Annotated in this window: 15 protein-coding genes; 9 read left to right on the forward strand and 6 right to left on the reverse strand. The window is 71.5% G+C overall.

The window, feature by feature from the left end:
* Nucleotides 1-2 precede the first annotated feature (2 nt).
* Both ABD466_RS19975 and ABD466_RS44440 read right to left on the reverse strand, forming a co-directional pair.
* Complete coding sequence (locus ABD466_RS19975; RefSeq protein ID WP_344658617.1) at nucleotides 3-2366, reverse strand: FUSC family protein; 2364 nt, start codon at nucleotides 2364-2366, stop codon at nucleotides 3-5.
* Between the two features lie 653 nt (nucleotides 2367-3019).
* Nucleotides 3020-3886 carry an AMP-binding protein gene (locus ABD466_RS44440; protein WP_425558686.1) on the reverse strand — a complete coding sequence of 289 codons (867 nt, stop codon included), beginning with the start codon at nucleotides 3884-3886 and terminating at the stop codon, nucleotides 3020-3022.
* Between the two features lie 554 nt (nucleotides 3887-4440).
* Here ABD466_RS44440 and lanKC point away from each other — a divergent pair.
* The 5 genes from lanKC to ABD466_RS20000 all read left to right on the forward strand — a co-directional run bounded on the left by lanKC (nucleotide 4441) and on the right by ABD466_RS20000 (nucleotide 11562).
* Nucleotides 4441-7164, forward strand: a complete 2724-nt coding sequence (lanKC, locus tag ABD466_RS19980) for a class III lanthionine synthetase LanKC (protein ID WP_344658618.1) — start codon at nucleotides 4441-4443, stop codon at nucleotides 7162-7164.
* A 12-nt stretch (nucleotides 7165-7176) separates the two neighbouring features.
* Nucleotides 7177-7302 carry a SapB/AmfS family lanthipeptide gene (locus ABD466_RS19985; RefSeq protein ID WP_344658619.1) on the forward strand — a complete coding sequence of 42 codons (126 nt, stop codon included), beginning with the start codon at nucleotides 7177-7179 and terminating at the stop codon, nucleotides 7300-7302.
* A 163-nt stretch (nucleotides 7303-7465) separates the two neighbouring features.
* Nucleotides 7466-9193, forward strand: a complete 1728-nt coding sequence (locus tag ABD466_RS19990; protein ID WP_344658620.1) for an ABC transporter ATP-binding protein — start codon at nucleotides 7466-7468, stop codon at nucleotides 9191-9193.
* A gap of 14 nt (nucleotides 9194-9207) precedes the next feature.
* Nucleotides 9208-11013, forward strand: coding sequence for an ATP-binding cassette domain-containing protein (locus ABD466_RS19995; protein ID WP_344658621.1), 1806 nt, complete (start codon nucleotides 9208-9210; stop codon nucleotides 11011-11013).
* Nucleotides 11014-11022: 9 nt separating this feature from the next.
* Nucleotides 11023-11562 carry a histidine phosphatase family protein gene (locus tag ABD466_RS20000; protein ID WP_344658622.1) on the forward strand — a complete coding sequence of 180 codons (540 nt, stop codon included), beginning with the start codon at nucleotides 11023-11025 and terminating at the stop codon, nucleotides 11560-11562.
* Between the two features lie 30 nt (nucleotides 11563-11592).
* Here ABD466_RS20000 and ABD466_RS20005 read toward each other — a convergent pair whose 3' ends face one another.
* Together ABD466_RS20005 and ABD466_RS20010 are read right to left on the reverse strand one after the other, a co-directional pair.
* Nucleotides 11593-11955: an MmcQ/YjbR family DNA-binding protein gene (locus ABD466_RS20005; protein WP_344658623.1), complete on the reverse strand. Its 363-nt coding sequence runs from the start codon at nucleotides 11953-11955 to the stop codon at nucleotides 11593-11595.
* Between the two features lie 126 nt (nucleotides 11956-12081).
* On the reverse strand, nucleotides 12082-14646 hold the full coding sequence (locus tag ABD466_RS20010; RefSeq protein ID WP_344658624.1) for an alpha-N-acetylglucosaminidase: 2565 nt from the start codon (nucleotides 14644-14646) through the stop codon (nucleotides 12082-12084).
* A gap of 170 nt (nucleotides 14647-14816) precedes the next feature.
* Between ABD466_RS20010 and ABD466_RS20015 the strand changes: the two genes are divergently transcribed.
* From ABD466_RS20015 to ABD466_RS20030, 4 genes are all read left to right on the forward strand, one after another.
* Nucleotides 14817-16025 (forward strand): ROK family transcriptional regulator, encoded by a 1209-nt coding sequence (locus ABD466_RS20015; protein ID WP_344658625.1) that lies wholly within the window; start codon nucleotides 14817-14819, stop codon nucleotides 16023-16025.
* A gap of 173 nt (nucleotides 16026-16198) precedes the next feature.
* A complete protein-coding gene (locus tag ABD466_RS20020) occupies nucleotides 16199-18427 on the forward strand; it encodes a beta-galactosidase (protein WP_344658716.1) in 2229 nt (742 codons plus the stop codon).
* A gap of 131 nt (nucleotides 18428-18558) precedes the next feature.
* The gene (locus ABD466_RS20025) at nucleotides 18559-19806 is read left to right on the forward strand and encodes a hypothetical protein (RefSeq protein ID WP_344658626.1); all 1248 of its coding nucleotides are present in this window, start codon (nucleotides 18559-18561) and stop codon (nucleotides 19804-19806) included.
* Between the two features lie 16 nt (nucleotides 19807-19822).
* Nucleotides 19823-20530, forward strand: a complete 708-nt coding sequence (locus ABD466_RS20030) for a hypothetical protein (RefSeq protein ID WP_344658627.1) — start codon at nucleotides 19823-19825, stop codon at nucleotides 20528-20530.
* A 9-nt stretch (nucleotides 20531-20539) separates the two neighbouring features.
* Here ABD466_RS20030 and ABD466_RS20035 read toward each other — a convergent pair whose 3' ends face one another.
* Both ABD466_RS20035 and ABD466_RS20040 read right to left on the reverse strand, forming a co-directional pair.
* Nucleotides 20540-21274: a uracil-DNA glycosylase gene (locus tag ABD466_RS20035; RefSeq protein ID WP_344658628.1), complete on the reverse strand. Its 735-nt coding sequence runs from the start codon at nucleotides 21272-21274 to the stop codon at nucleotides 20540-20542.
* 45 nt (nucleotides 21275-21319) lie between these two features.
* Nucleotides 21320-22192: an SDR family oxidoreductase gene (locus tag ABD466_RS20040; protein ID WP_344658629.1), complete on the reverse strand. Its 873-nt coding sequence runs from the start codon at nucleotides 22190-22192 to the stop codon at nucleotides 21320-21322.
* Nucleotides 22193-22200: the final 8 nt, after the last annotated feature.

Here is a 22200-nt window from a genome sequence, read left to right on the forward strand (position 1 = left end):
CGTCAGCCGGTACCGGCGGCGGCCAACCGCAGCCGCCCATCGGCGTCCGTCGCCGCCATCGCCAGGGACGACTGCAGGCGGCGCACCGCCTCCAAGTGGTCGCCGGTCCAGATGATCCGCACTCCGGTGGCCGTGGCGTTGCCGTCCTCGTCCTGCAAGTCGTGCCGGACCGCCTCGACCAGGCGGCCGGTGCTCTGCCGGTCGGCCGGCGCCGGCTCGGGCACCGGACCACGGTCGTCCAGGCCGTCGGCGAGGCTCTGGTACCACCGCTGCACCCGCTCGGCCATGATCAGCAGCTCCCGCTGGGCCGCCGCACGGTCCTGCGACGGCCGGTCGTCCACCGAACGCCGCCACAGCTCCAGCACCGCGTCGGCGGCCAGACGCAGCCCCACGACACCGGTGACCAGCGTCGTGAGCTCACCCAGCGGGACGGTCTTGGGGCCGCGCTCGGCCAGGTAGGTCCGGAAGGCGTCGTCGAGCCGGCGGGCGGCGGCCGCGGCCTGGCGGCTCTCCGGCGGCACCTCGGTCGCGCTACGGCCGAACGTGCAGCACGAGACCGCGAAGTCCACCGCGCCGACGAGGTAGCGCGCGCTGTCGGTGTAGGCCTCGGCCAGCGCCTTGCTCACCGCGGCCGCCGCGCCGCGGGGCCAGAAGAACAGGCCCACGACCAGGCTCACCGCGCAGCCCAGGGCGATGTCCTCGATGCGGAACAGGATCACCGACAGTCCGGCCGGCTGGGCGATGTTGAACAGGATCACGAGGGTCACGGTGAAGGCCGCCTGCCCGGCGGCGAACGAGATCGCCGACGGGATGATGCCCGCCAGCAGCACCGCGAACGGGAGCAGCGCCCACAGCAGGGCCCTGTCCTGACCGGTGATCTCCAGCAGGCCGGCGCCGAGGATCGAGCCCGCGATCGTGCCGCCGAGCGCCCGGAACGCGTTCTGTCCGGTGTTGAGGGCGTTGGAGCGCAGCACGGACAGGGTGCCGAGCATCACCCAGAACGCGTGCTGGACCCCGGTCACGTTCGCCACCACCACGGCGATGCCGAGGCCGACGGCGCCGCGGATGCTGTTGTGCAGCCAGACCGAGTGCCGTTCGACGTGGGCCGCGGCCCGTTCGCGGGCGCTGGCGAACGCGCCGGCGGACGAGCCGGGGTCGCGGCCCAGCAGCCGGTCCGGCCAGCTGCGGCGGTCGGCGCTGCGGGCCAGGTCGACGGCGTCGGCGAGCTGCAGCACGACGAACGCCACTTCCTGGGCGCGGAAGGACACGTCCAGGGTGCCGAGGAAACAGGCCACCTCGGCGTCGACGGTACCGTCGTGCTCGTGCCCGCGGTGACCGGCACGTCCCCCGTGATCGTGCCCGGCGAGCCCGGCTCCGCCGACGACCGGCAGCAAGCTGACAGCGCCGTCCTCCAGTTTCGCCAGCGACTGCCGCAGGTCCGCGGTCTCGGCCCGCAACCGCTCCGGCCCGACGCCGGGGTTCTCCAGCATGTCCGCCGCGAGGTCCAGCACTCTGGCGGCGGCATCGCGCACCGCCGACGACTCCGGCTGTCCGGCTTCGCCGTCCTGCTCCGCCGGAACGGCCTCCACCAGGATCGCGCTGAGCCACGTCAACTGGTCCACCATGCGGACCAGGGCCCGGGAGCCGGTCGACAGCCCGGTCGGCCGATAAGGGGTGGCCGTGAACGCCTGCTGCAACCGCCGGGTGGCCGCGTCGGTCTCGTCCGCACAGGACAGACACTGCGCAAACGTCGGCGCGGCGGTCCGTCCCGAGTAGTGGTCCGCGTCGGCCCGCAACTGCCGCGCGGCGGCCCGGCACACCGCGGCCGCCGGCGCGGTGAGCGGATGGACCGGCGTCCGCGGCCACAGCACCGAGACCGCGAGCATGGACGCCCCGGTCGCCATCAGGACCCCGGTCAGCCGGTCCGGGAGCTGGGACAGCGGGGCCGCCGCCGACACCGGCAGGATGAACCCCAGCAGCAGCGCCGTGGTCGCACCGGCCAGCACCGAGCTGACCACCCCGGAGAAGAGCACTGCGAACCCGATCACCACGGTCAGCACGGCCGCCGACCAGACCGTCTGCGCCGCCACCGTTCCGAGCGTGACCAGCACCAGCCAGGCCACGCCGAGCGCGGCGTGCGCCCGCAGCCGCTGCCCGCGCGGCCCGGCGAAGTCGACCAGCAGCAGCATCGCGAAGGATCCGAACGCGGCGAAGGTGCCGGTCACCGGGGCGTGGAGCACCTGAGCGCACAACGCGAACAGGGACGGCATCACCAACGCGGTCCGGGCCGCGCGCCGGGTCGCGGCCAGCTGCGGGTCACGCCTCCGCAGCCACGCGACCGAGCGACCGATCGGGTTTTCAGACATGGTCCCCTCTGAGCGATCTTCGTGCGAAGACGTGCCGACGTTGTCGATGTTCGAACGCCACCGCAGATCGTCACCCGCGGGTTCCCGCTCTGTCTAGGGTCGTCCACGGTCACCCCGCTCCGATTCCCGAAGATCCATGCTCTGCCATGCCCGCCGACCGCACCCGCTGTGACACGTTCGGCCTCGCATCCGGGCCCGACATGGGGAATCGCCATGGGCTCCGTCCCGCTCGGCCCGGCGAGCCCGCCCACCCCGACGAGGCGATCCGCGCGCTCCACCGCCTGGTCGACCTCGCGACCGAGCATCGAGCCAAGGCGGTCCAAGCCGGGGCGGCAGCTTTCGAATCAGAACCGCGTGACGCTGTTCACCTTTTATTGGTTAGATCGTCTCGCCTCAATGCCTTAGAATCATAGGTGTAACGGAGATGGATCCGACGGATCAGCCCTAGGAGTCAACGATGAACACCGAAGTCCTCACCGCTCGACTGCAGATCGCCGCCGCCCGCCGCGAGGCCGAGGCCGAGCGCAAGGCGCAGCTGGCGAAGGCCGCCACGAAGAAGTGACGGTCCCGCGCCCCTCGGCGCGCGCCCCCAAGCACCATCGCCCCTGGCGGCCGAGATCGGCCGACCGGGGGCGATGCGCTTTCCCGCCGCGTCACAACCACCCTCGCGGGGTAGGGCGTGCAGCGTGGCCCGCAGCAGGGGGCCGCCGAGGCAGTCGACGAAGATCGACACGCCCGCGCCGCCGGTGGCCTCGCGGGCCAGGTTCGCGGGAGTGCTTCTCCGAGGCCTGATAGCGCTGTGCGTAGTCCGCTTCGCGGGAGCGCCGCTCCAGGAACTCCTCGCGCGGCGACCAGTCGCTATACGGCCGGGTCGGGTGAGGCGTAGAACATCGTGGCCGGCAGGTCACGGCGGAGGTGCGCCGCGAGGTCGTCAGGCCCCGCGACCGTCGATCGCCGTCGTGGTCGGCTGCGAGGCCGTCGGGCAGGGTGTCGCACGCGATCCACCGCAGGCCCGCCTGGCCGGGCGGGAAGTCGGCGGGCCGACCGTCCCCCGTCCCGGCTGGACCGCGGGGTCGCGGCATCCGTGAGCGCTGCTGACGCCGCACAGTCCGCGGCGATCCGCGCGAGCCCGGGCACCGTGGATCGAAGCGCGCGACGTCGGGCATGCTCGCAGGTACGGCCACCATCCCGGCGCTCAGGCAGCCGAGGAAGGCGGCCGTGATATCCGGACCCGCCGGATACGGCAGCACTATTCGATCGCCTGGAGAATAAGCTGCCGAAAGTGCGGCGGCCACCCTTCCCGCGCGCCGCTCCAGCCGCTCATAACTCCACGTCAAAGGCGATTCGTCAGAGGCACCGGGGAGATGCCGGTAAGCGATTTTCACCGGACTCTGCGACGGGAAGAGGGCGCATGTCACCCTCCCCGACACTTCAGACGGCGAACCCGCCTCAGCCCCCGCAATGAGTCTCAGGGTTCTGCGCCACTCGCTCTGGCGCGCCGGGTGGCGCCAGGCCCGCACCAGGCCCGGGGGCCGATCGGCGACTCTCGCGGGCGGCTCCGAACACCTTCGCAAGATTCTTAGTCACACTTCCGGATCAGACGAGGCTTCGCTGGACCGATATCCGCGTCCGGTCAAAGGGCTGTGATGGTTCATGAGCAGTCAGAGGCCCATGCCATTCTTTCTCGCTCACATGATGCGGCATCTTGAGTTGATTTCACGACCGGCGCGCGGTGCATCTGCGCGCGCCGGTCGTGCACCTTGCGCGCCCCTTCGTGCGCACGGCGAATCGGGCCGCCGAAAGCGAATTCAGCATGCTCTTGACAGGCACTCGATATGAGCCTGCGAATGACAGAGCCACACATCACCGAGCAGTCTTCGAATAAAAGCACGACCGTACTCGATAAAGCCTTCGCCGGCGAGGCCGCACGCGGACTCGGGAACCCGATCGCCAGCCCTCGAAGATCTTGAAACTTCTGTTGACAGGCGACTTGCCCTCGTTACCTTTTAGAAGGGGGATCCGCGATGGACCTGCTTCGCAGGAATAATGCCGAGGGGAGGGATCCGGAATGGACATGCTCTACGAGACTTATTCCTATGCGGATAAGGTGTTCTATGATTCGCCGACGCGCTGGGGATCCGTCGAGGACTTCGCCATGGCCGGCGAGCCGTTACCCGCGGAATGGGTGCGCGAGGTCCGCGAGGTGTGGATCGTGGTGCAGCCCCAGGACCAGCGCCTGCCTGAACAGGGCTGGAAGATCCACGTCTCCGCGTGTCTGGACAACGCCGAGCGGATTCTGGCCGTCGTGCATTCCTACTGCCTGGAACATGGGCTGGCTTTCAAATACCTGCGCAGCGCCGCGATACTGCACACCCAGAACGCCAAGTATGCCGCACGCGGATCCAGCGGAAAGTTCATGACGCTCTATCCGTTGGACGACCACGCACTGGAGCAATGTCTCACCGACCTCCAGCGGCTTCTGGAAGGCCAGCAGGGACCATATATTCTCAGCGATCTCCGGTGGGGAGAGGGCCCCCTTTATCTGCGGTACGGGGCATTCGCCGAGCAGTACTGCCGCTCCGAGACGGGCGAGCTCGTGCTCGCGCTGCGGGAGCCTTCGGGACGGTTGCGGCCCGACGTGCGCGGCGCGGTGTTCGACCTGCCCGAGTGGGCCCCGTCCCCCGACGTACTGCGCGAGGTGCTGGCCCGGCACGGCACGCAGAGCGTCGCGGACTTTCCGTTCGCCGTTGAGCGCGCGCTGCACTTCTCCAACGGCGGCGGCATCTACCTCGCCACGCCGGCGGACGGCGGCGGCCAGGTCGTCCTGAAGGAGGCGCGTCCGCACGCCGGCCTCGACCAGCGCGGCGAGGACGCGGTGCAGCGGCTGGGCCACGAGCGGGACATCCTGCGCCGGCTGGCCGGCCTGGACGCCGTCCCGGCCGAGCTCGGCTACTTCACGGCGTGGGAGCACCACTTCCTAGTCCAGGAGTACATCGGGGGTGAGCCGCTCAACCTCTGGTTCGGTAAGCGATTCCCGCTCATCCGCCCCGACGCCGACCGGCAGGCGGTGGCCGGGTACCGGGCCGAGGCCCTCAAGGTGCTGGCGGGTATCCGGCACGGGCTCAGCGCCATCCACGACCGCGGTGTCGTGTTCGGAGACCTGCATCCTCGCAATCTCATCGTCCGTCCGGACGGCGGCGTCGTCTTCGTCGACTTCGAACTCTCCTCACCCATCGACGCCTACGTGCGACCGGCCCTCGGCGCCGCCGGCTTCGCGGCACCCGCCACGGCCGCCGGTTTCGACGTCGACGAGTACGCCTTCGCCGCACTGACGCTCTGGTGCTTCCTTCCGCTGTCGCCGCTGACGGCCCTGGACCCGGACAAGGTCGACGAACTCGCCCAGGCCGCGCAGGAGCGTTTCGACCTGCCGGCGGAGCTGATGGCGACGGTGCGCGCCCGCATGGCGGCGGCGCCCGACATACCCTCGCCCCGAGATACCTCGGAGGCGATGTACCTCGAGGTTGAGGGTTCTCCGGGCCGGCTCCTGGACGGAGAGGACGCGACCTGGCCCGCTCTGCGCGACTCGCTCGCCGCGGCCATCAACGCCAGCGCCACCCCCGAGCGCGCCGACCGGCTGTTCCCCGGCGATCCGGCGCAGTTCACCCACGACGCCCTCGGCCTGGCCTTCGGCGCGGCGGGCGTCCTCCACGCGCTGAACGTCTCAGGCGCCGACGTCGAGCCCGGCCACGTGCAGTGGCTCCTGGACGCGGTCCAGCGGAACCGCGCGACCCCCGGCTTGTACATCGGGTCGCACGGTGTCGCCTACGTCCTCGACCAGCTGGGCCGGACGAAGGAGGCGGCGCAGCTCCTCGACCGGCTCCTGACCGGGCCCGCCGACGCGCCCGGCACCGATCTGTTCGCGGGGCTGCCCGGCATCGCCCTGACACTGCTGCACTTCTCCTCGGCCCTCGATGACCGCGGGCTGCACGACGCGGCGGTGAACGCCGCCGACCGGCTGGCCGACACGTTGCGCCTGCCCTCCGCAACGAGGTCGGCCGCCGTCCCGGGAACCGCCGACGAGCGGCGGGGCACGGACAAGGCCGGCCTGATGCACGGCGCGAGCGGTGCGGCACTGCTCTTCCTCCGCCTCTACCAGAGCACTGCCGACACCGGCATGCTCGACCTGGCACGGGAGGCCATCGAGCGCGACCTCGCCCGCTGCCTGCTCGGCGAGGACGGCACGCTCCAGGTCGACGAGGGCTCGCGCGTCCTGCCGTACCTGGAGTCGGGCAGCGCCGGGATCGGACTGGTCCTGCACGAGTACCTGGCCCACCGGCCGGACGCCTCGCTGCAGGAGCGCCAGGACCTGATCCGGCGCGCCGCGGAACCCGAGTTCATCGTCCAGTCAGGGCTGTTCAACGGCCGCGCCGGGCTCATCGCCTATCTCGCCCGCCTGCGCGGGACGACGAAGCGGCACGAGGACGTCATCCGCCGTCACATCCGGCTGCTCAAATGGCACCTGGTGCCCTATCAGGGCCATGTCGCCTTCCCCGGCGACCAGTTGCTGCGGCTGTCGATGGACGTGGCGACCGGTTCGGCCGGCGTGCTCCTCGGCGTGGGCTCGGCCCTGGCCGGGATCCCGGCCCTGCCGTTCTGGACACCGGAGAGCGCCCCCGCGGACCACGTTCCGCAGGTCGACGCCGGCACCGGCGCCGACACCGGCGCCGCCCCCCACCGCGACGGCCACGCCCGTCGCCCACGAGTTCCGGCAATCCCGCCGGAAGGCATCACCCAGTAGAAGGAGAGAATCATGGCGATCCTCAACCTGCAGGCCCTGTCGGCGCCCGAGACCGACGCCGCCATGCGCTCGGTGCTGAGCTCCCTCAGCGTCGTCAACTGCACCAACAGCACCGTCAGCACCCTGCTCTGCGTCTGAGCCCCGGGCTCACGGTCGCGTCGCGACCACGGCGCGCGTGACTGAGTGAACAGAGCCGGTCCGGGCGGTGTCAGCCCGCCCGGGCCGGCGTCTCTGTCGCGACATCCGCGGTGCTCTCACCGACGTTCGTCCCCCGCTACCCGCATAGGACAAAGGTACACCGATGCGCACAACCGCGGCCGACCGTCGGGCCACCGCCCCATCCCATGACTTCCGTTCCGCCGACCGCCTTCTGCGGCACGTCGTCAGAAGCGCGCCGCGCTGGCCCGTGGTCCTCACGTTCGCAGTACTCGCCAGCAGCGTCGCCTCACTGCTCCTCCCAGCCACCCTCGCCGGCGCTGTGAACAGCGCCCTGGCCGGTCGGGGCGGCGGAGCATACGTCCCCTGTCTGGCCGCTCTCGCGCTGCTGGTCTCCGCCGAGGCGCTCACCCAGCTCGCCGACCCGTACGCGACGGCCGACGCCACGGCGCTGCTGCGCGGCGACTTCCTCCGGCACGCGACCGCGGCCGGCCGCGTACCGGACTCGGCCACGCCCGGCGACCTCGTCGCCCGGCTGACCGGCAGCGCCGCGGAAGCCGGCACCGCCGTGACGTCGGTGATCTACACCGCCGCGCAGATCGCCATGTCGCTGGGCGCCGTCGTCGCGCTCACGGCGCTCTACCCGCCCCTCGCGTTGACGTTCCTGGTGACCGCGCCCACGTCGTTCTTCCTCGTCCAGCGCCACCTGCGCCGCACCACCGGTCTGGTCGTCGGGTACCAGGAGGGTCAGGGCTCGGTGGCCGCACTCCTGCTGGACGCGCTCGCCGGCATCCGCACCATCGCCGCCTCCGGGACGATCGAGCGCGAGATCGAACGGGTCCTGCGACCGGTGCCGGAGCTCTCCCTGCGCGGCCGCGCGCTGTGGCAGAGCCAGCGGCGCATCGCCTGGTACAGCGCGCTGCTGGCTCCCGGCACGCAGATCGCGATCCTCGTGACGGCCGGCTACGCCGTCGCCACCGGAGCCCTGAGTCCCGGCGGCCTGCTCGCCGCTCTCGGTTACAGCACCGTCGGCCTGAGCTTCTTCGGCACGGCGCAGAGCTTGCTCGGCCTGGCCCGAGCCCGGGGCGGGGCCGCACGGCTGGCCGCTGTGCTCGACCAACCCGTTCCGGCGCCCGGAACCCTTCCGCTGCCACCCGGCGGCGGACAGCTCGAGTTCCGCTCGGTTCGGGTGACCCGGGGCGACACCGCGGTCTTGGACAGGCTCGACCTCACCGTCCCCGCAGGCTCCTGCGTCGCGCTCGTCGGCCGCTCGGGCTCGGGCAAGTCGCTCCTCGCCGCTCTCGCCGGCCGGCTGACCGAGCCCCAGGCGGGCGCGGTCCTGCTCGACGGCGTCCCCGTCGACCGGATCCGGCCCGAGGAGCTGCGCGCCGCCGTCGCCTACGCGTTCGCCGACCCGTCCCTGCCCGGCGACACGCTCCGCGACGCCATCGCCCTGGCGCCGTGGCCCATCCCCGACGACCGGGTCCGCGAAGCGGCATGCGCGGCCCAGGCCGACGCCTTCATCAGACGGCTGCCCGACGGCTACCGGACCGCGCCGTCCCGAGCGCCGTTCTCCGGAGGCGAGCGCCAACGCGTCGGCCTGGCGCGCGCCGTCGCCCACGGCGGCCGGCTCACCGTGCTCGACGACGCGACCTCCAGCCTGGACACCGTCACCGAGGCCGTCCTCGACCGGGCCCTGGACCGGGCGCTGAGCGGCCGGACCCGGCTCGTGGTCACCCACCGCGCGGCCGTCGCGGCCCGCGCCGACCAGGTCGCCTGGCTGCACGACGGGCGCATCCGCGCGCTGGCGCCGCACGCCGAGCTCTGGCGGGACCCTGATTATCAGGCCGTCTTCCGCTCGTCGCCGGAATGAGGGGGCGAACACCGATGACCGTCCGCGAGACCTCCGTCCCGGCCCGCACCGGACCGCGTGTCCTCCAGCCCGCGCCGACGCGTCCCTCGGCCAGGCGGCCGGGCGTCGGCCTGCTCGCCGAGAGCCTGCGATACAGCCGGCGCCCCGTGCTGGTGCTGTCCTGGTGGTCGCTGTTGGCCGCGGCACCGGCGCTGTTCTCGGGGAAGGCGCTGGCCGGTGCGGTCGACCGCGGGTTCCTCGCGCACCGGCCTGCCGTGGCCGCGTTCTGGCTGGCCCTGTTCGCCGCGGCCACGCTGCTGGGCGCGTGGGCGGGCCGGCAGACGTATCCCCCGCTGGCCGACATCGTCGAGCCCTTGCGGGATCGGCTGCTGCGCGGCGTCGTCACCGGAACGCTGCGGCGCGCCGCCGAACCGGCCACGCCCGGCCCTGACAACTCCGCGGTCGCCGTCGCCCAGATCACCCGCCAGGTCGAGGCCGTACGCGACGCGACCTCCGGTCAGCTGCTGATCGTCTGGCAGTTCGCGGTGACCGCCGTCGCCGTCATCGTCGGCACCACCGCCCTGGCCCCGGCCGCCGCGCTGCTCGTCGCCCTGCCGCTGGTGCTGGCCCTGTGCTTGTTCGTCCTGCTGGTGCCGAACATGATCCGCCGTCAGCGGGCCGCGTTCCTCGCCGAGGAGCGCCTCGCCCGGGTGTCGGTCGACACGCTGGGGGCGATGCGCGATCTCGTCGCGTGCGGCGCGCTGGAGGCGGGGATGGCGGGTGCCCACGAAGCCGTCCGGGCCCAGGCCGCCACCGCACGGGCGCTGGCCCGGGTCGCCGCGCTGCGGCGCTTGATCGTGGCGTTGGGCGCCCATGTGCCGATCGTGCTGGTCCTGCTGGCCGCCCCGGCCCTGGTGCGAGGGGGGATGACGCCGGGCGGCATCGTCGGCGTGCTCATGTATCTGGTGGGCGTGCTGGAACCGGCGTTGCGGCTGCTGGTGCAGGGAGTGGGCGGCTCGTTCCTCCGGCTGGAGATCGCCGCCGAACGCCTCGCTGAGGCTTCGCGTCTGCCGGAGTCACGGCCCGCTGCCGAGGCCGCCGCTCGGCCCGCTCGGAGTTCGGTGGAACTCCGGCACGTGACGTTCGCCTACGGCCCCGGAGCCGAGCCGATCCTGCGTGATCTGAGTCTGGTCGTCGCGCCGGGCGAACACGTGGCCGTCGTGGGACCCTCCGGGATCGGGAAGTCCACCCTCGCCGACATCCTGGCCGGGACCACCGTCCCGGACGAAGGCACGGTCGTCCTGGGCGACAGCCCGCTGCCTCGCATATCCGTGGCCGATCTGTACCGTGCCCGCGTTCTCCTCCCCCAGGACGCTTATGTCTTCGCCGGGACGCTCCGCGAGAACCTCGGCTATCTCGCCGACCGCCCGGCGGAGACCGAGGACCAGGACCTGCTGGACGCACTGGCGCGTCTCGGGGCGGACGAGTTGCTCGCCCGCCTCGGCGGACTCGATGCCGAGCTCCACCCCGCGCAGCTGTCCCTGGGTGAGAAGCAACAGATCGCGCTGGCCAGGGCCTACGTGTCGCCCGCGGGGCTGGTCATCCTGGACGAGGCGACGTCGCACCTGGACGCCGTTGCCGAGGCGCGCGCCGAGGAGGCCTTCCGCGACCGTCCGGGCACCGTGATCGTCATCGCCCACCGGATCAGCTCCGCCCGGCGCGCGGACCGCATTCTGCTGCTGGACGGATCGCGTCCCCTGATCGGCACGCACGCGCAGATGCTCGCCGCCTCGCCGCTGTACGCGGATCTGGTCGGGCACTGGGATCCCGATCCTCAGTAGCATCGCCGGATGCTCATTCTGGTCCGTCACGCCATGCCGGCTTTCGGCCCGCGGACAGAGCCGCGCGAGTGGCCGCTGGGCGAGAACGGACGAGCGGCGGCACGTCTGCTGGCGCTCAGCTTCCCGAAGGACGCCTACCTGGTGGCCAGCACCGAGACCAAGGCTTGGCAGACGCTGGAAGCCGCGGGGCGGGTGGTGGTGCGCGATCGGCGGTTCGACGAGATCCGGCGGATCGAGCCCTGGGAGGGCGAGTACCGAGAGCTGCGCCGACGGTACGTCGACGGCGACGACCACCCCGAGTGGGAACCACGCTCCGAGGTCGCCGAGCGCTTCGGCGACGCGATCGACGACCACCGCGCCGCCGCTCGGGAACGACCGCTGATCGTCGCCACGCACGGCATGGCGATGACCGTCTGGCTGACCGCCCGCATCGGCCTGCCGGACCCCGGCGTGTTCTGGGCCGGTCTCCGTTTTCCGGACGCCCTCCACGTCGACCTCGCGGCCGGGACGATCACGCGCTTCCTTTGGCCGGATGTGACGCCCGGATGATCTCGAACGCGGAGGCGATGTGCGGTGATGTTACGAAGACCGCTCCCGCTCGACCTTCGCCATGAACTCCTCGCGCACGAACTTCGGCACGGTCCCCCACCACGCGTCGACGATCAGCTCCCACAACTCGTCGCGCTCCACCTCCGCCAACCGCAGGCGCAGCCAGTTGTAACGCATGTCCGAGGCGATCGGCATCAGGAACTTGTGCGGCTCGGCCGCGACCTGCGCCTCCCGCATCTCCTTCGGGAACCCGAACCCCAGGAGAGTCTCGTCCGGCGACAGGGACAGGAACACGATGCGTCCGACGCGGAACTTCACACGATCGCGGACCCACACCTCGTAGGCGCGCGGAAGGGTCAGCGCGATCTCTCGGACATCTTCCGCGGTCGCCATGCGGCCGGCACCTCCCGTTCCCGTGCCGTCATCGTAGCGTCGGCCAGGCCGAGCGAGTCTTGGACCGGACTGGCTGCGCCGCGCCACCGCAGGTCTCCCATCCGGTGGCGCGGCGCATCCGTCAGCTCAGCGAGGCAGGGTCCAGAGCTGGTTGGCGTTGGCGGTGCAGGTCCAGATGATCAGCGGTGTGCCGTCGGTGCTCCGGCCGCCGCTCGCGTCGAGGCACAGGTTCGACTTGGTGTTCTTCAACGTCCCGTTCGACTGCGCGGCCCAGCTCTGCGCCGGGGTGCCGTTGCACGTGTACAACTGCACGACGGTCCCGGCGGTGGTGGCGCCGTTGCGGACGTCCATGCACTTGCCGTCGGCCTGCAACGTGCCGTCGGGCTCCACGGTCCAGCTCTGCGCGGCGGTGCCGTTGCAGGTGTAGAGCTGCAAGGGCGTCCCGTCGGCGCTGTTGCCGTTGGTGATGTCGACGCACTTGCCGGCGATGCCGGTGATCGGGCCGGTCGGCGGTGCCGCGGGGAGGGAGTTCAGGACGGCGGTCGCCTGGGACACCGGGTCGCCGGTGGGGGTGGCCGGGTAGGTGGTGGCCGACTGGGCCCAGTTCTGGTCCATGGCGAAGAAGTCGACGGGGGCGGGGGTGGTGTTGGTGGACAGGGCGGTGTCCAGGGAGGCGAAGTAGGCCGACCAGCGTTTGGCGTAGAGGTCGTTGATCAGGCCGGAGTAGTCGCGGGCGGCGTAGTCGTGCAGCCCGTTGGCCTCGGCCTCGCTGCTGGTGTCGCCCCAGCCGGTGATGAGGGAGCGGGCGTCGTACTGGAGCTGGTTCTTCTCCGCGGTGGTCGCGCCCCAGGAGCTGACGTTCGCCAGCCAGGTGCCGACCAGGAAGGAGCCGGTGGTGGCGGTGAGCTTGTCCAGGTCGGCCTCGTCGGTGTTCCACTCGGCGACCAGGCTACGGAACGTGGACAGGTTCTTGCCGGTGTAGGCGGTGTCGATCTGTGGCAGCAGGACCCGGGCGCGGTTGGCCAGCGCCTGGCGGGCCAGGTCGACCACGTCGTAGCGGTAGGCGGAGCTCGCTTGCAGGGCCGGGGACGCCTTCAGCAGATCGGCCAGCGCGTCCGTCACGCTCGCGGCGTCGTATCGCATCGAGGTCGGCGACCAGCTGGCCGCGGAGCCGGTGGTCAGCGACGGCTGGGCGGTGAACAGGTCGTCTTGAGGTTCGGCCCACGTCCCGGACGCCATGCTGTACGGGCCCTGGCTCAACAGGCTCCACGCGGCCTCGGCGTCGGCGTCGGCTCCGCCGTAGCGGGCGTCGGCGTAGGCCTTGAACCACGCGCCCTGATCGATCGCGGCCGGGGCGGACGGTGTCGCGGACCAGGCCAGGTCGCCGAACAGCGCCAGAGCGGCCGGGTTCCCGCCGGTGCCCTCGGGCATGTAGGCGATGCCCTTCATCGCGCTGCCGCTCTTGGTCAGCCACTGGTTGAACAGCGAGACCCACGTCGGACCGTTGGCGCCCAGCGTGGTCTTGCCGCCCATGTCCGGGATCGTGCCGAAGGCGTAGGGCGTGTTCGACCACGTCGACTCGCGGTCGAGGCCGCTGTACCGGTCGGACAGTCCGTCGACGATGAGCATCCTGGTCTTGTCGACGCCGTTGAGCTCCGCCGCCGTGGGATTGCTCTGCCAGCCCAGGATGACCCAGGTCGAGCCGGGGTGGGCGGCGAGCATCGCCTTCTGGATCGCGGTCGCCGCCTTGGTGACGTCGATGCCGCCGGCGCTGCCGCCTTCCTGCAGCGGGTCCATCTTGAACATCGTGGTCGCGCCGAGCGCCGTGCTCTGCGCCGCGTAGTACGCGGCGGCGACCTTCGCGTAGACCGGGTCGCTCGGGTCCAGCCACGACGGGCGCGTGAAGCCCACCCAGGAGCCCGTGGCCACGACGTTCGTGCCGGGGTTGCGGGTGGCGAAGTCGGCCGGGACCGTGCCGAAGTAGCCGGGCAGCACCGGGGTCATGCCCAGCGCGCGCAACTGGTCGCACACCTGTCTGCCGACCGCGGCGCGGGCCGTGATCAGCTGGGCGGAGACCGGCCCGCCGAAGCCGTAGAGGTTCTGCATCAGCCACCACGGCTGATGGCCGGGCTCGGGGATCCAGGACTGGAGATCGGCTTGGGAGTAGCCGAACTGCTGCAACGCCGCGTAGTACGGCTCCTCGGCCCCGACGGTGACGTAGACCTCGTTGAAGCCGTGCAGCGCCAGTACGTCGACCTCGTGCTGGTAGTCGGCGAAGGACCGGTAGGCGCCGGAGTAGCCGTTGTCGGTGTCGTTGAGCGCGTACCGGTGGGGCACGACCGCGGTGTCGGTGAACGGCGTGGCCACCGCCGGGAGGATGCCGGAAAGCTGCGAGACGCTGTCGCCCTGCAGCTCGATGTCGACGTGCGCGACGTTGCGCAGATAGGCGCCGACGCCGGCCAGCAGGGTCGCCGGGGAGGTGCCTTGCACCGTGATGGCACCGGCTGTGCCGGAGTAGGAGTACCAGTCGACGCCGGCCGTGTGCTGAGCTGCGGCGACGAGGGTGAACTGCGCCGCCTGGCCGGGCAGCAGGCGCTGGAGACTGTCCCTCGCCGCAGTGGTGTCGAAGACCGTTGTCGTATTCGCGGCGGCGTAGGACGTGAAGACTGGAACGATCCCGGGGGTCAGCACCCCTAGGATCAGACTGAGAACGATGGCTGCGTTCCTTCGCAGCCGGGATGTGCGCATGTGGTGCCTCCAAGCGAGAGGTCGCCGTGCGTCATTAGTAACGAACCGTTTGATAGTTTGGTCGAGGTCTGAGACCTGTCAAGGTGTCGCGGAAAGGGGAGGGCTGCGCGCGCATGACCGCCGAGGCCGCGGCCACCGGGCCGCATGTGCTCAGGCGCATCAACGTCGCCGGAGTGCTGCAGGCCCTGCGCGACAGCCCTGACCTGACCGCGAGGGTGTCTGACCTGACGGCGGCGACCGGTCTGTCCCGCCCCGCGGTCACCCGGGCCCTGGCCCACCTCGCCGACGCCGGCCTCGTCGCCTCGCTCGGCGTCGAGCCGCACCAGGCCGGACGGCCCGCGGTCCGCGTGCGCTTCCGCGCCGAGGCCGGACACGTCGCGGGCATCGACATCGGGCCGCACACCATGGCCCTGGTCATCGCCGACCTCGCCGGGGCGCCGCAGGCCGAGCGCAGGGTCCCCATCGCGCCCGCCCCCACCGGCCCGGACCTCGTCCGCATCCTGCGCACCGAACTCGCGGACCTGGCCGGAGGGGCGGGTGTCCCGGCCTCCGGGCTGTGGGCCGTCGCCGTCGGCACGCCCGGCGTCGTCGACCACGGCCGCGGCGAGGTCGTGCTGGCCCCCAGCATCCCCGGCTGGACCGGCCTGCCGATGCTGGCCGGACTGCGCGAGTGGCTGGACTGCCCGGTCCTGCTCGACAACGACGTCAACCTGGCCGTCCTGGCCGAGCAGCGCACCGGCGACGCCGCGCCGACCCTGCTGTACGTGCACTGGGGCGAGCGCATCGGCACCGGGCTGGTGATCGACGGCAGGCCGCACCGCGGCGCCGGGTCGGCCGCCGGCGAACTGGGCTTCGTCGACCTGGCCACCCCGATCGACCGCACGCCCGAACCGGCCGCCGACGGACTCGGGGCGTTCGAGCGGCTGGCCGGCGCCGAGGCGATCCGCCGGCTGGCGGTCGAGTCCTGCGACGCCTCCCTGGCCGCGGCGCTCCGGTCCGACCCGGACCTCAGGCCCCTGTTCCAGGCGGCGGCCGACGGCGACCCGGCGGCCCCCCCCGTCGTCGAGACGGCCGCGGCCCGCTTCGCCCGCGGACTGGCCGTCCATCTGCTGCTGGTCGATCCCGGGGTGGTGGTGGTCGGCGGCGGCCTGGCCCACGGCGGCGACCTGCTGCTGGACGCCGTGCGACGGCACCTGGAACCGCTGGTGCTCGCGCCCTTCGAGATGCGGATCTCCGGATTGCAGGAGAACGCGGTCGTCACCGGCGCTGTGTGGATGGCGCTCGATCACGCCGAGAAACGGCTCGCCACCCTGCTCGGATGAACGCGGGGGGCACTCCCCCGCCCTTGATGGTTGCTGATCGTCGAATCCTGTTCAATACTGCTCGATTGCGGGCCAATGCGATCCCTTCTGTTCGTCCAGGCGAAAGGAATCCCATGAGACGTCGCCACTTCCTGGCCGCCGGCGTGATCACCCCGCTGGCCGTCCAGTGGCCGATGACCCCGGCCCGCGCGGCCGCGACGAACAGCTTCACCTTCGCGTCCGACGGATCGGCGTTCCTGCTCAACGGGCAGCCGTTCCAGATCCGCAGCGGGGAGATGCATCCGGCGCGGATCCCCGTCGAGTACTGGCAGCACCGCATCCAGATGGCCAAGGCCATGGGCCTGAACACCATCTCCATCTACCTGATGTGGAACTACCTGGAGGAGAAGCAGGGCACGTTCGACCTGACCACGGACCGGCGGGACTTCGCGAAGTTCATCGGGCTGTGCCAGCAGGAGGGTATGTGGGTGCTGCTGCGCCCGGGCCCGTACGTCTGCGGCGAGTGGGATCTCGGCGGGCTGCCGTCGTACCTGCTGGCCAACAACCCCATCGCCCTTCGCGTGAACTCCAGCTCCGACCCGCACTACATGGCCGCCGTCACCCGGTACGTCAACGCCGTCGCGCCGGTCATCAAGCCTCTGATGATCGCCGACGGCGGGCCGATCTTGATGGTCCAGGTCGAGAACGAGTACGCCTCCTACGGCTCGGACGCCACCTACATGGCACAAATCCAGCAGTTGTGGATCAACGCCGGCATCACCGGCCCCTTCTACACGGAGGACGGCCTGTCCCAGGTGGAGTCCACCCACACCAACGTCAGCGGCGGCGCGATCGCCCTGTCCGGCGGCGACGCCTCAGGGATCAGCAGCTGCCGAACGGCCTTCCCGAAGGTGCCCGCGATGGCGGGCGAGGTGTACCCGGGCTGGCTCACCCACTGGGGCGAGTCGTCGATGGCCGGGCCGAGCGACCTGTCCGGCACCCTGACCGGCCTGATGAACGCCAAGGACTCCTTCAACCTCTACATGGTCCACGGCGGCACCAGCTTCGGATACTGGGCCGGCGCCAACGCCAACAACGACGGCAGCGGCTACCAGGCGGACGTCACCAGCTACGACTACTCGGCGCCGATCACCGAACAGGGAAGGCCCACCGCCGCCTACACCACCTATCGCAACCTGCTGGCCGGCTACGTCGGCGCGCTCCCCGCGATACCCGCGCCGAAACCCACGCTCACCTTGACCGGCTCCCAGGCGCCGACCCCGACGGTGTACGCCTCCCTGTGGGACAACCTGCCCGCGCCACTGCCTTCGTCCCAGACGGTGAACCCACAGCCGATGGAGATGTACGGCCAGAACAGCGGCTTCATGCTATACCGCAAGAGCGTGACCGGAAGCGGGGCACTCGTCGTCACCTCAGTCCACGACTACGCCACCGTGTTCCTGGGCGGCAAATACCAGGGCGGATACTCACGACCGAGCGTCTCCTCCTCCTACGCGACACCGCTGAAGGTCACCACCGGCAGCTCCTTGACCCTGCCGACCGGCGGCGGAACCCTCGACATCCTCGTCGAGGGGATGGGCCGCACCAACTTCGGCCACGGCCTGGTCGATCGCAAGGGCATCACGCAGCAGGTCACCCTCGGCGGCACCACTTTGCAGAACTGGCAGACCTACGCGCTGCCGGTCGACGAGAGCTACGTCGCCGGGCTCAGGACCACGATCACCGACGCGAGCCGCCCCGGCCTGTTCTTCCGCGCCGCCTTCACGCTCACCAGCGTCGGCGACACCTACCTGGACATGTCCGGCTGGACCAAGGGCCTGGTCTGGGTCAACGGCCACCACCTCGGCCGGTACTGGAGCATCGGCCCGCAGCACGCGCTGTTCTGCCCCGCCACCTGGCTCACCACCGGCACCAACGAGGTCCTCGTCCTGGACCTGCACCAGACCGCCGGCGCGGCGATCCCCTTCCACGCCACCCTGAACAACGCCTACACCCTGACCAACCGCGCCAGCGGCAAGGTCCTGGACGACGCCAACGCCTCCACCACGCCGGGCAACCAGCTCATCCAGTGGACCGCCAACGGCGGCACCAACCAGCAATGGCGCCTCACCGACCTCGGCAACGGCGTCACCACCCTCACCAACGTCCTGTCCGGCCTGCTCGCCGACGACGCGAACGTCTCGACGGCCGACGGCAACCCGATCATCCAGTGGCCCGCCAACGGCGGCACCAACCAGCAGTGGAAACCGGTCGCGACGGACAGCGGCTACGTGAAGCTCGTCAACATGCTGAGCGGCAAGGTCATGGGCGTCACCGGCGACAGCACCGCCGACGGCGCCGCCATCGTGCAGCAGACCGACACCGGAAGCAGCAGCCAGCAGTGGATCCTCACACCGGTGTGAACCTGGTCGACTTCTCCACGACCTCTTCCCGCGGCAGAGACACCGTGCCTTCGCTGGAAAGCGTGCCCGCCGCCCGTTTTCGTCCGATAGCATCGCAGCGCCCAGACTCGGATCGGGATCAGGGGGACACTGTGACCGGCGCCGACACGTACCACATCGTCGCACTCGGCTCGCCGGGCTCCGGGAAGACCGTCTACCTCTCGGCGCTCCACCACGTGCTCGGCGCCGACTCCGAGGCGCTCGGACGCTGGATCACCGCGACGGTGGCGGAGCCCGAGAAGCGGTCGCTGCTCACCCGGACCTACAACCAGGCGGTGGAGCCCACCGACGAGTGGCCGATCGGCACGCACTCCGGCGAGCGGATGCGCGAGTTCGAGTTCGCCCTACGGGTGTCGTGGACTCAGCAGTCGGTGTTCGGCAAGCTGAAGCGGCACACCTTTCGTCCGATGAACGTCTCCTATGTGGACTACGCGGGGGAATGGATCCCCGACGGCGACCAGCAGTCCGCCGAGGTGCTCGACCCGTTCAAGCAGCGCGTCCGGGAGGCGCACGCGCTGCTGGGCATCATCGACGGCCTCAAGCTCCTGCAGTTCATGCTGGACCACCCGCTCGGCGCCTCGTTCATGGAGGACCAGGTGCGGCCGATCGTGGCCTTCATGGAGGGCACCGACATCCCCCTGCACTTCATCATCACGAAATGGGATCTGCTGGAGAGCCGCGACTTCACGCTCGCCTCGGTGCGGAACAAGCTGCTCGGCTCCGACGCCGCCGGGTTCCGCAAACTCGTCGAGTCCCGGACCGGCCACGGCCGCCTGATCCGCCGTCCACAAGGCACGATCCGGCTGGTCCCGGTCACCGCGGTGGGCGGGCTGGCCGTCCTGCGGGACGACTGGACGATCACCAAGAACGCCGCCGGCCGCGCCACGCAGCGGAACGTCGAGACCCCCTTGGCCGCGGCCGTCCACGACATCTGCGACCTGGCGGTCCGGCGGCTCCGCGGCACGCGGGAGGACGACGAGGAGATCGGCGCCGCGGCCGGGGCGGTCGGAGCCGACGTCGAGCGCGCCGGCCTGCTCGCCCAGAGGCAGTTGGACGGACCCCACGGCTTCGACGCCAGGATCGGCCCGAGCGGCATCACCGTCAGCCTCCACCAGATCGCCGCGTTCGTCGCGGACAGCGGGCAGGAGGTGGTGAAGGTGCTGGGCAAGCCGGCCGTGAAGACCGGCCGGGCGGTGCGCCGCGGCGTGCGCCGGGTCAAGGCCCGGGACGTCCACGGCGTCACCAGCCCGGAAGCCGCGCTGTACTACGTGATGCGTACCCTTAGACGGAAGCTGCAGGACTTCGAACAGGAGCAGCCTGGTTCCATGCTGGACGCCTGACCCCTGGAGGTGTGAGATGGCCGCCGCTCCGCCGCCCGCCGACGCGTGGCCCTTCCTCATCGCCCGGGGACGCACCGTGGGTCAGCGCGTGATCCTCGCCCCGGAGTTCCTCGTCTCGACCGGGCGGCACGTCGACCTGCAGCCGACCGTCGCGCGGCCGGACGGCTCGCCGGAGAGCGCCTCCGCCGACGGCCTCAGCCGGTCCCGGTTCGAGGATTCCGGGACCGAATACACACTCTTCTTCAGGCGGACGATCGCCACCGCCGACCTGATCGGCCGCCAGGGCGGCGATCTGCGGGACGAGAGTTCGCGCAGGGTCGAGGTCACCGAAGGGGTCATGATCGCGGGCAGTCCCGAAGGGGTCGACCGCCGGCTGCTCGACGACGCGCTGAAGATCACCAAGAAGACGTTCCGCGCCTTCTGGCTCGCCGACGACCGGAACGCCCGGCCGGTTCTGGCCCCGAGACTGGCTCAGGGTGAGCCGGCTCCGGTCGACCTGTCCGATTTCGTTCGCCGGGACCGCACCGAGCGGCATTTCGCGCCCCCGCCGCGGCCTCCCGCGGAAGGCGTCGCCGCGCCCCGTGGCCGACGCGCTGGTCCGGGCGGTCTGGGCGATCTGCGCTCGCCTGCGCCGAGCCCTTCGCGATCGCCGTGGCAGCTCGCCGCCGTCGTCGTGCTCATCGTGCTGATCGCGGTGCTCGTCCTCGCTCTGGCCTCCGGTTGAGCCGTCAGGTCACAGGCCCGCCTCGACCGCCGCGGCGCCGAGGACGTCTCGGAGCATGGCCGGTGTCAGCTTGCCGGTGAAGGTGTTCTGCTGGCTGACGTGGTAGCAGCCGAAGACGGTCAGGTCCGGTCCGCCGTCGGCGGCCGCCAGCACGGCGCGCGCCCCGTGGCCGAAGGCCGGCCGGGGCTTCGGCACGGTCCAGCAGCCGGAGGCGGCGACAGCCGGGAAGAGGGCCTGCCAGCCGAACGCGCCGAGGACCACCAGCGAGCGGACCGTGGGGCGGGTCAGCTGGAGTTCGCGGACCAGCCAGGGGCGGCAGGTGTCGCGTTCGGCCGGGGTGGGTTTGTTGTCCGGCGGCGCGCAGTGGACCGGCGCGGTGAAGCGGACGCCGCGCAGTTCGAGGCCGTCGTCGGCGGCGGTCGACGTGGCCTGGTTCGCCAGGCCGAGGTCGTGGAGGGCGGCGACCAGGATGTCGCCGGAGCGGTCGCCGGTGAACATGCGGCCGGTGCGGTTGCCGCCGTGGGCGGCCGGGGCGAGGCCGACGATGAGGACGGCGGCGTCGGCCGCGCCGAAGCCGGGGACGGGACGGGCCCAGTAGGTCTGGTCGGCGAACGACTTCCGCTTCACCGTCGCGACCTCCTCACGCCAGGCCACGAGGCGTGGGCAGGCGCGGCAGCCGGTCAGGACGCGGTCGAGGGCGGCGAGGGTGGTGGCGGCCGGGGCCAGTTCGCTCGGGGGTTCCACACCGGCAACCTATCCGCGGCGCCGCCGGAGCGCGCGCCCAGCACCTCATGACCACTCGCGCGGCGGCAGCTGCTCCCGGATCGGCGTCACCGGCGGCATCACGAAGTCGCGCCGCAGGTGGTTGCCGCCGTCGACGATCAGGGTGTGGCCGGTGAGGAACGCGGCGAACGGCGAACACAGGTAGGTCGCGGCCCACCCGATCTCGTGGCGGCGGCCGGTGCGCAGCGCGGGCTGACGGCGGGCGTCCTCCGAGGCGTCGGTACGCAGGGCCTTGAGGTCGGTGCGCATCTCCTCGTGCGGGAACAGGCCGGGGGCCAGGGCGTTCACGCGGACGCCGTCCGGCGCCCACTCGACGGCCAGCGATTTGGTGAGGTTGCCGACCCCGGCCTTGGCCGCGGCGGCGTGCGCCATGCCGGGACCCCCGGTGATGGCCTGGGTGGCGAGGATGTTCAGGATCGCGCCGGGCGCGCGGCGGGCGGTACAGCGCCGGTGCAGTTCGCGCGAGCACAGGAAGGTGCCGTCCAGGACGATGTCGGTCACCGCGCGCCAGCCGTTGGGCGACAGGTCGGCGGCGGCCACCGGGAAGTTGGCGGCGGCGTTGTTGACCAGCACGCCGACCGGGCCGAGGACGCGCTCGACGGCGTCGAACGCGTCCCGGACCGCGTCGGCGTCGCGGACGTCGCAGGCCACGCCGACCGCCTCGCCCCCGGCGTCCCGCACCGCCTGGACGCCGCGGTCGCGGTGGCCGGGGCCGCGGCCGGCGACGCCGACGGCGACGGCGAAGCGGGCGAACTCGGCCGCCATCGCCCGGCCCAGCCCGGTGGTGCCGCCGGTGACGAGGACGGTGACGCCGGCGAACGTGCCCGGCGGGAGCATCGGGGTGCCGGGCGGCGGGGGTTCGGGCAGGCCGGGGGGCATGGCTACTC

The sequence above is a fragment of the Catenulispora subtropica genome (genome assembly GCF_039531675.1).
In the GTDB taxonomy this organism is placed as follows: domain Bacteria; phylum Actinomycetota; class Actinomycetes; order Streptomycetales; family Catenulisporaceae; genus Catenulispora; species Catenulispora subtropica.

Excerpts from the sequence above, each read along its gene's own strand:
- ABD466_RS19975 (WP_344658617.1), bottom strand. The coding sequence starts at position 2,366 with ATGTCTGAAAACCCGATCGGTCGCTCGGTCGCGTGGCTGCGGAGGCGT.
- lanKC (WP_344658618.1), top strand. The coding sequence starts at position 4,441 with ATGCTCTACGAGACTTATTCCTATGCGGATAAGGTGTTCTATGATTCG.
- ABD466_RS19985 (WP_344658619.1), top strand. The coding sequence starts at position 7,177 with ATGGCGATCCTCAACCTGCAGGCCCTGTCGGCGCCCGAGACCGACGCC.
- ABD466_RS19990 (WP_344658620.1), top strand. The coding sequence starts at position 7,466 with ATGCGCACAACCGCGGCCGACCGTCGGGCCACCGCCCCATCCCATGAC.
- ABD466_RS19995 (WP_344658621.1), top strand. The coding sequence starts at position 9,208 with ATGACCGTCCGCGAGACCTCCGTCCCGGCCCGCACCGGACCGCGTGTC.
- ABD466_RS20000 (WP_344658622.1), top strand. The coding sequence starts at position 11,023 with ATGCTCATTCTGGTCCGTCACGCCATGCCGGCTTTCGGCCCGCGGACA.
- ABD466_RS20005 (WP_344658623.1), bottom strand. The coding sequence starts at position 11,955 with ATGGCGACCGCGGAAGATGTCCGAGAGATCGCGCTGACCCTTCCGCGC.
- ABD466_RS20015 (WP_344658625.1), top strand. The coding sequence starts at position 14,817 with ATGACCGCCGAGGCCGCGGCCACCGGGCCGCATGTGCTCAGGCGCATC.
- ABD466_RS20020 (WP_344658716.1), top strand. The coding sequence starts at position 16,199 with ATGACCCCGGCCCGCGCGGCCGCGACGAACAGCTTCACCTTCGCGTCC.
- ABD466_RS20030 (WP_344658627.1), top strand. The coding sequence starts at position 19,823 with ATGGCCGCCGCTCCGCCGCCCGCCGACGCGTGGCCCTTCCTCATCGCC.
- ABD466_RS20040 (WP_344658629.1), bottom strand. The coding sequence starts at position 22,192 with ATGCCCCCCGGCCTGCCCGAACCCCCGCCGCCCGGCACCCCGATGCTC.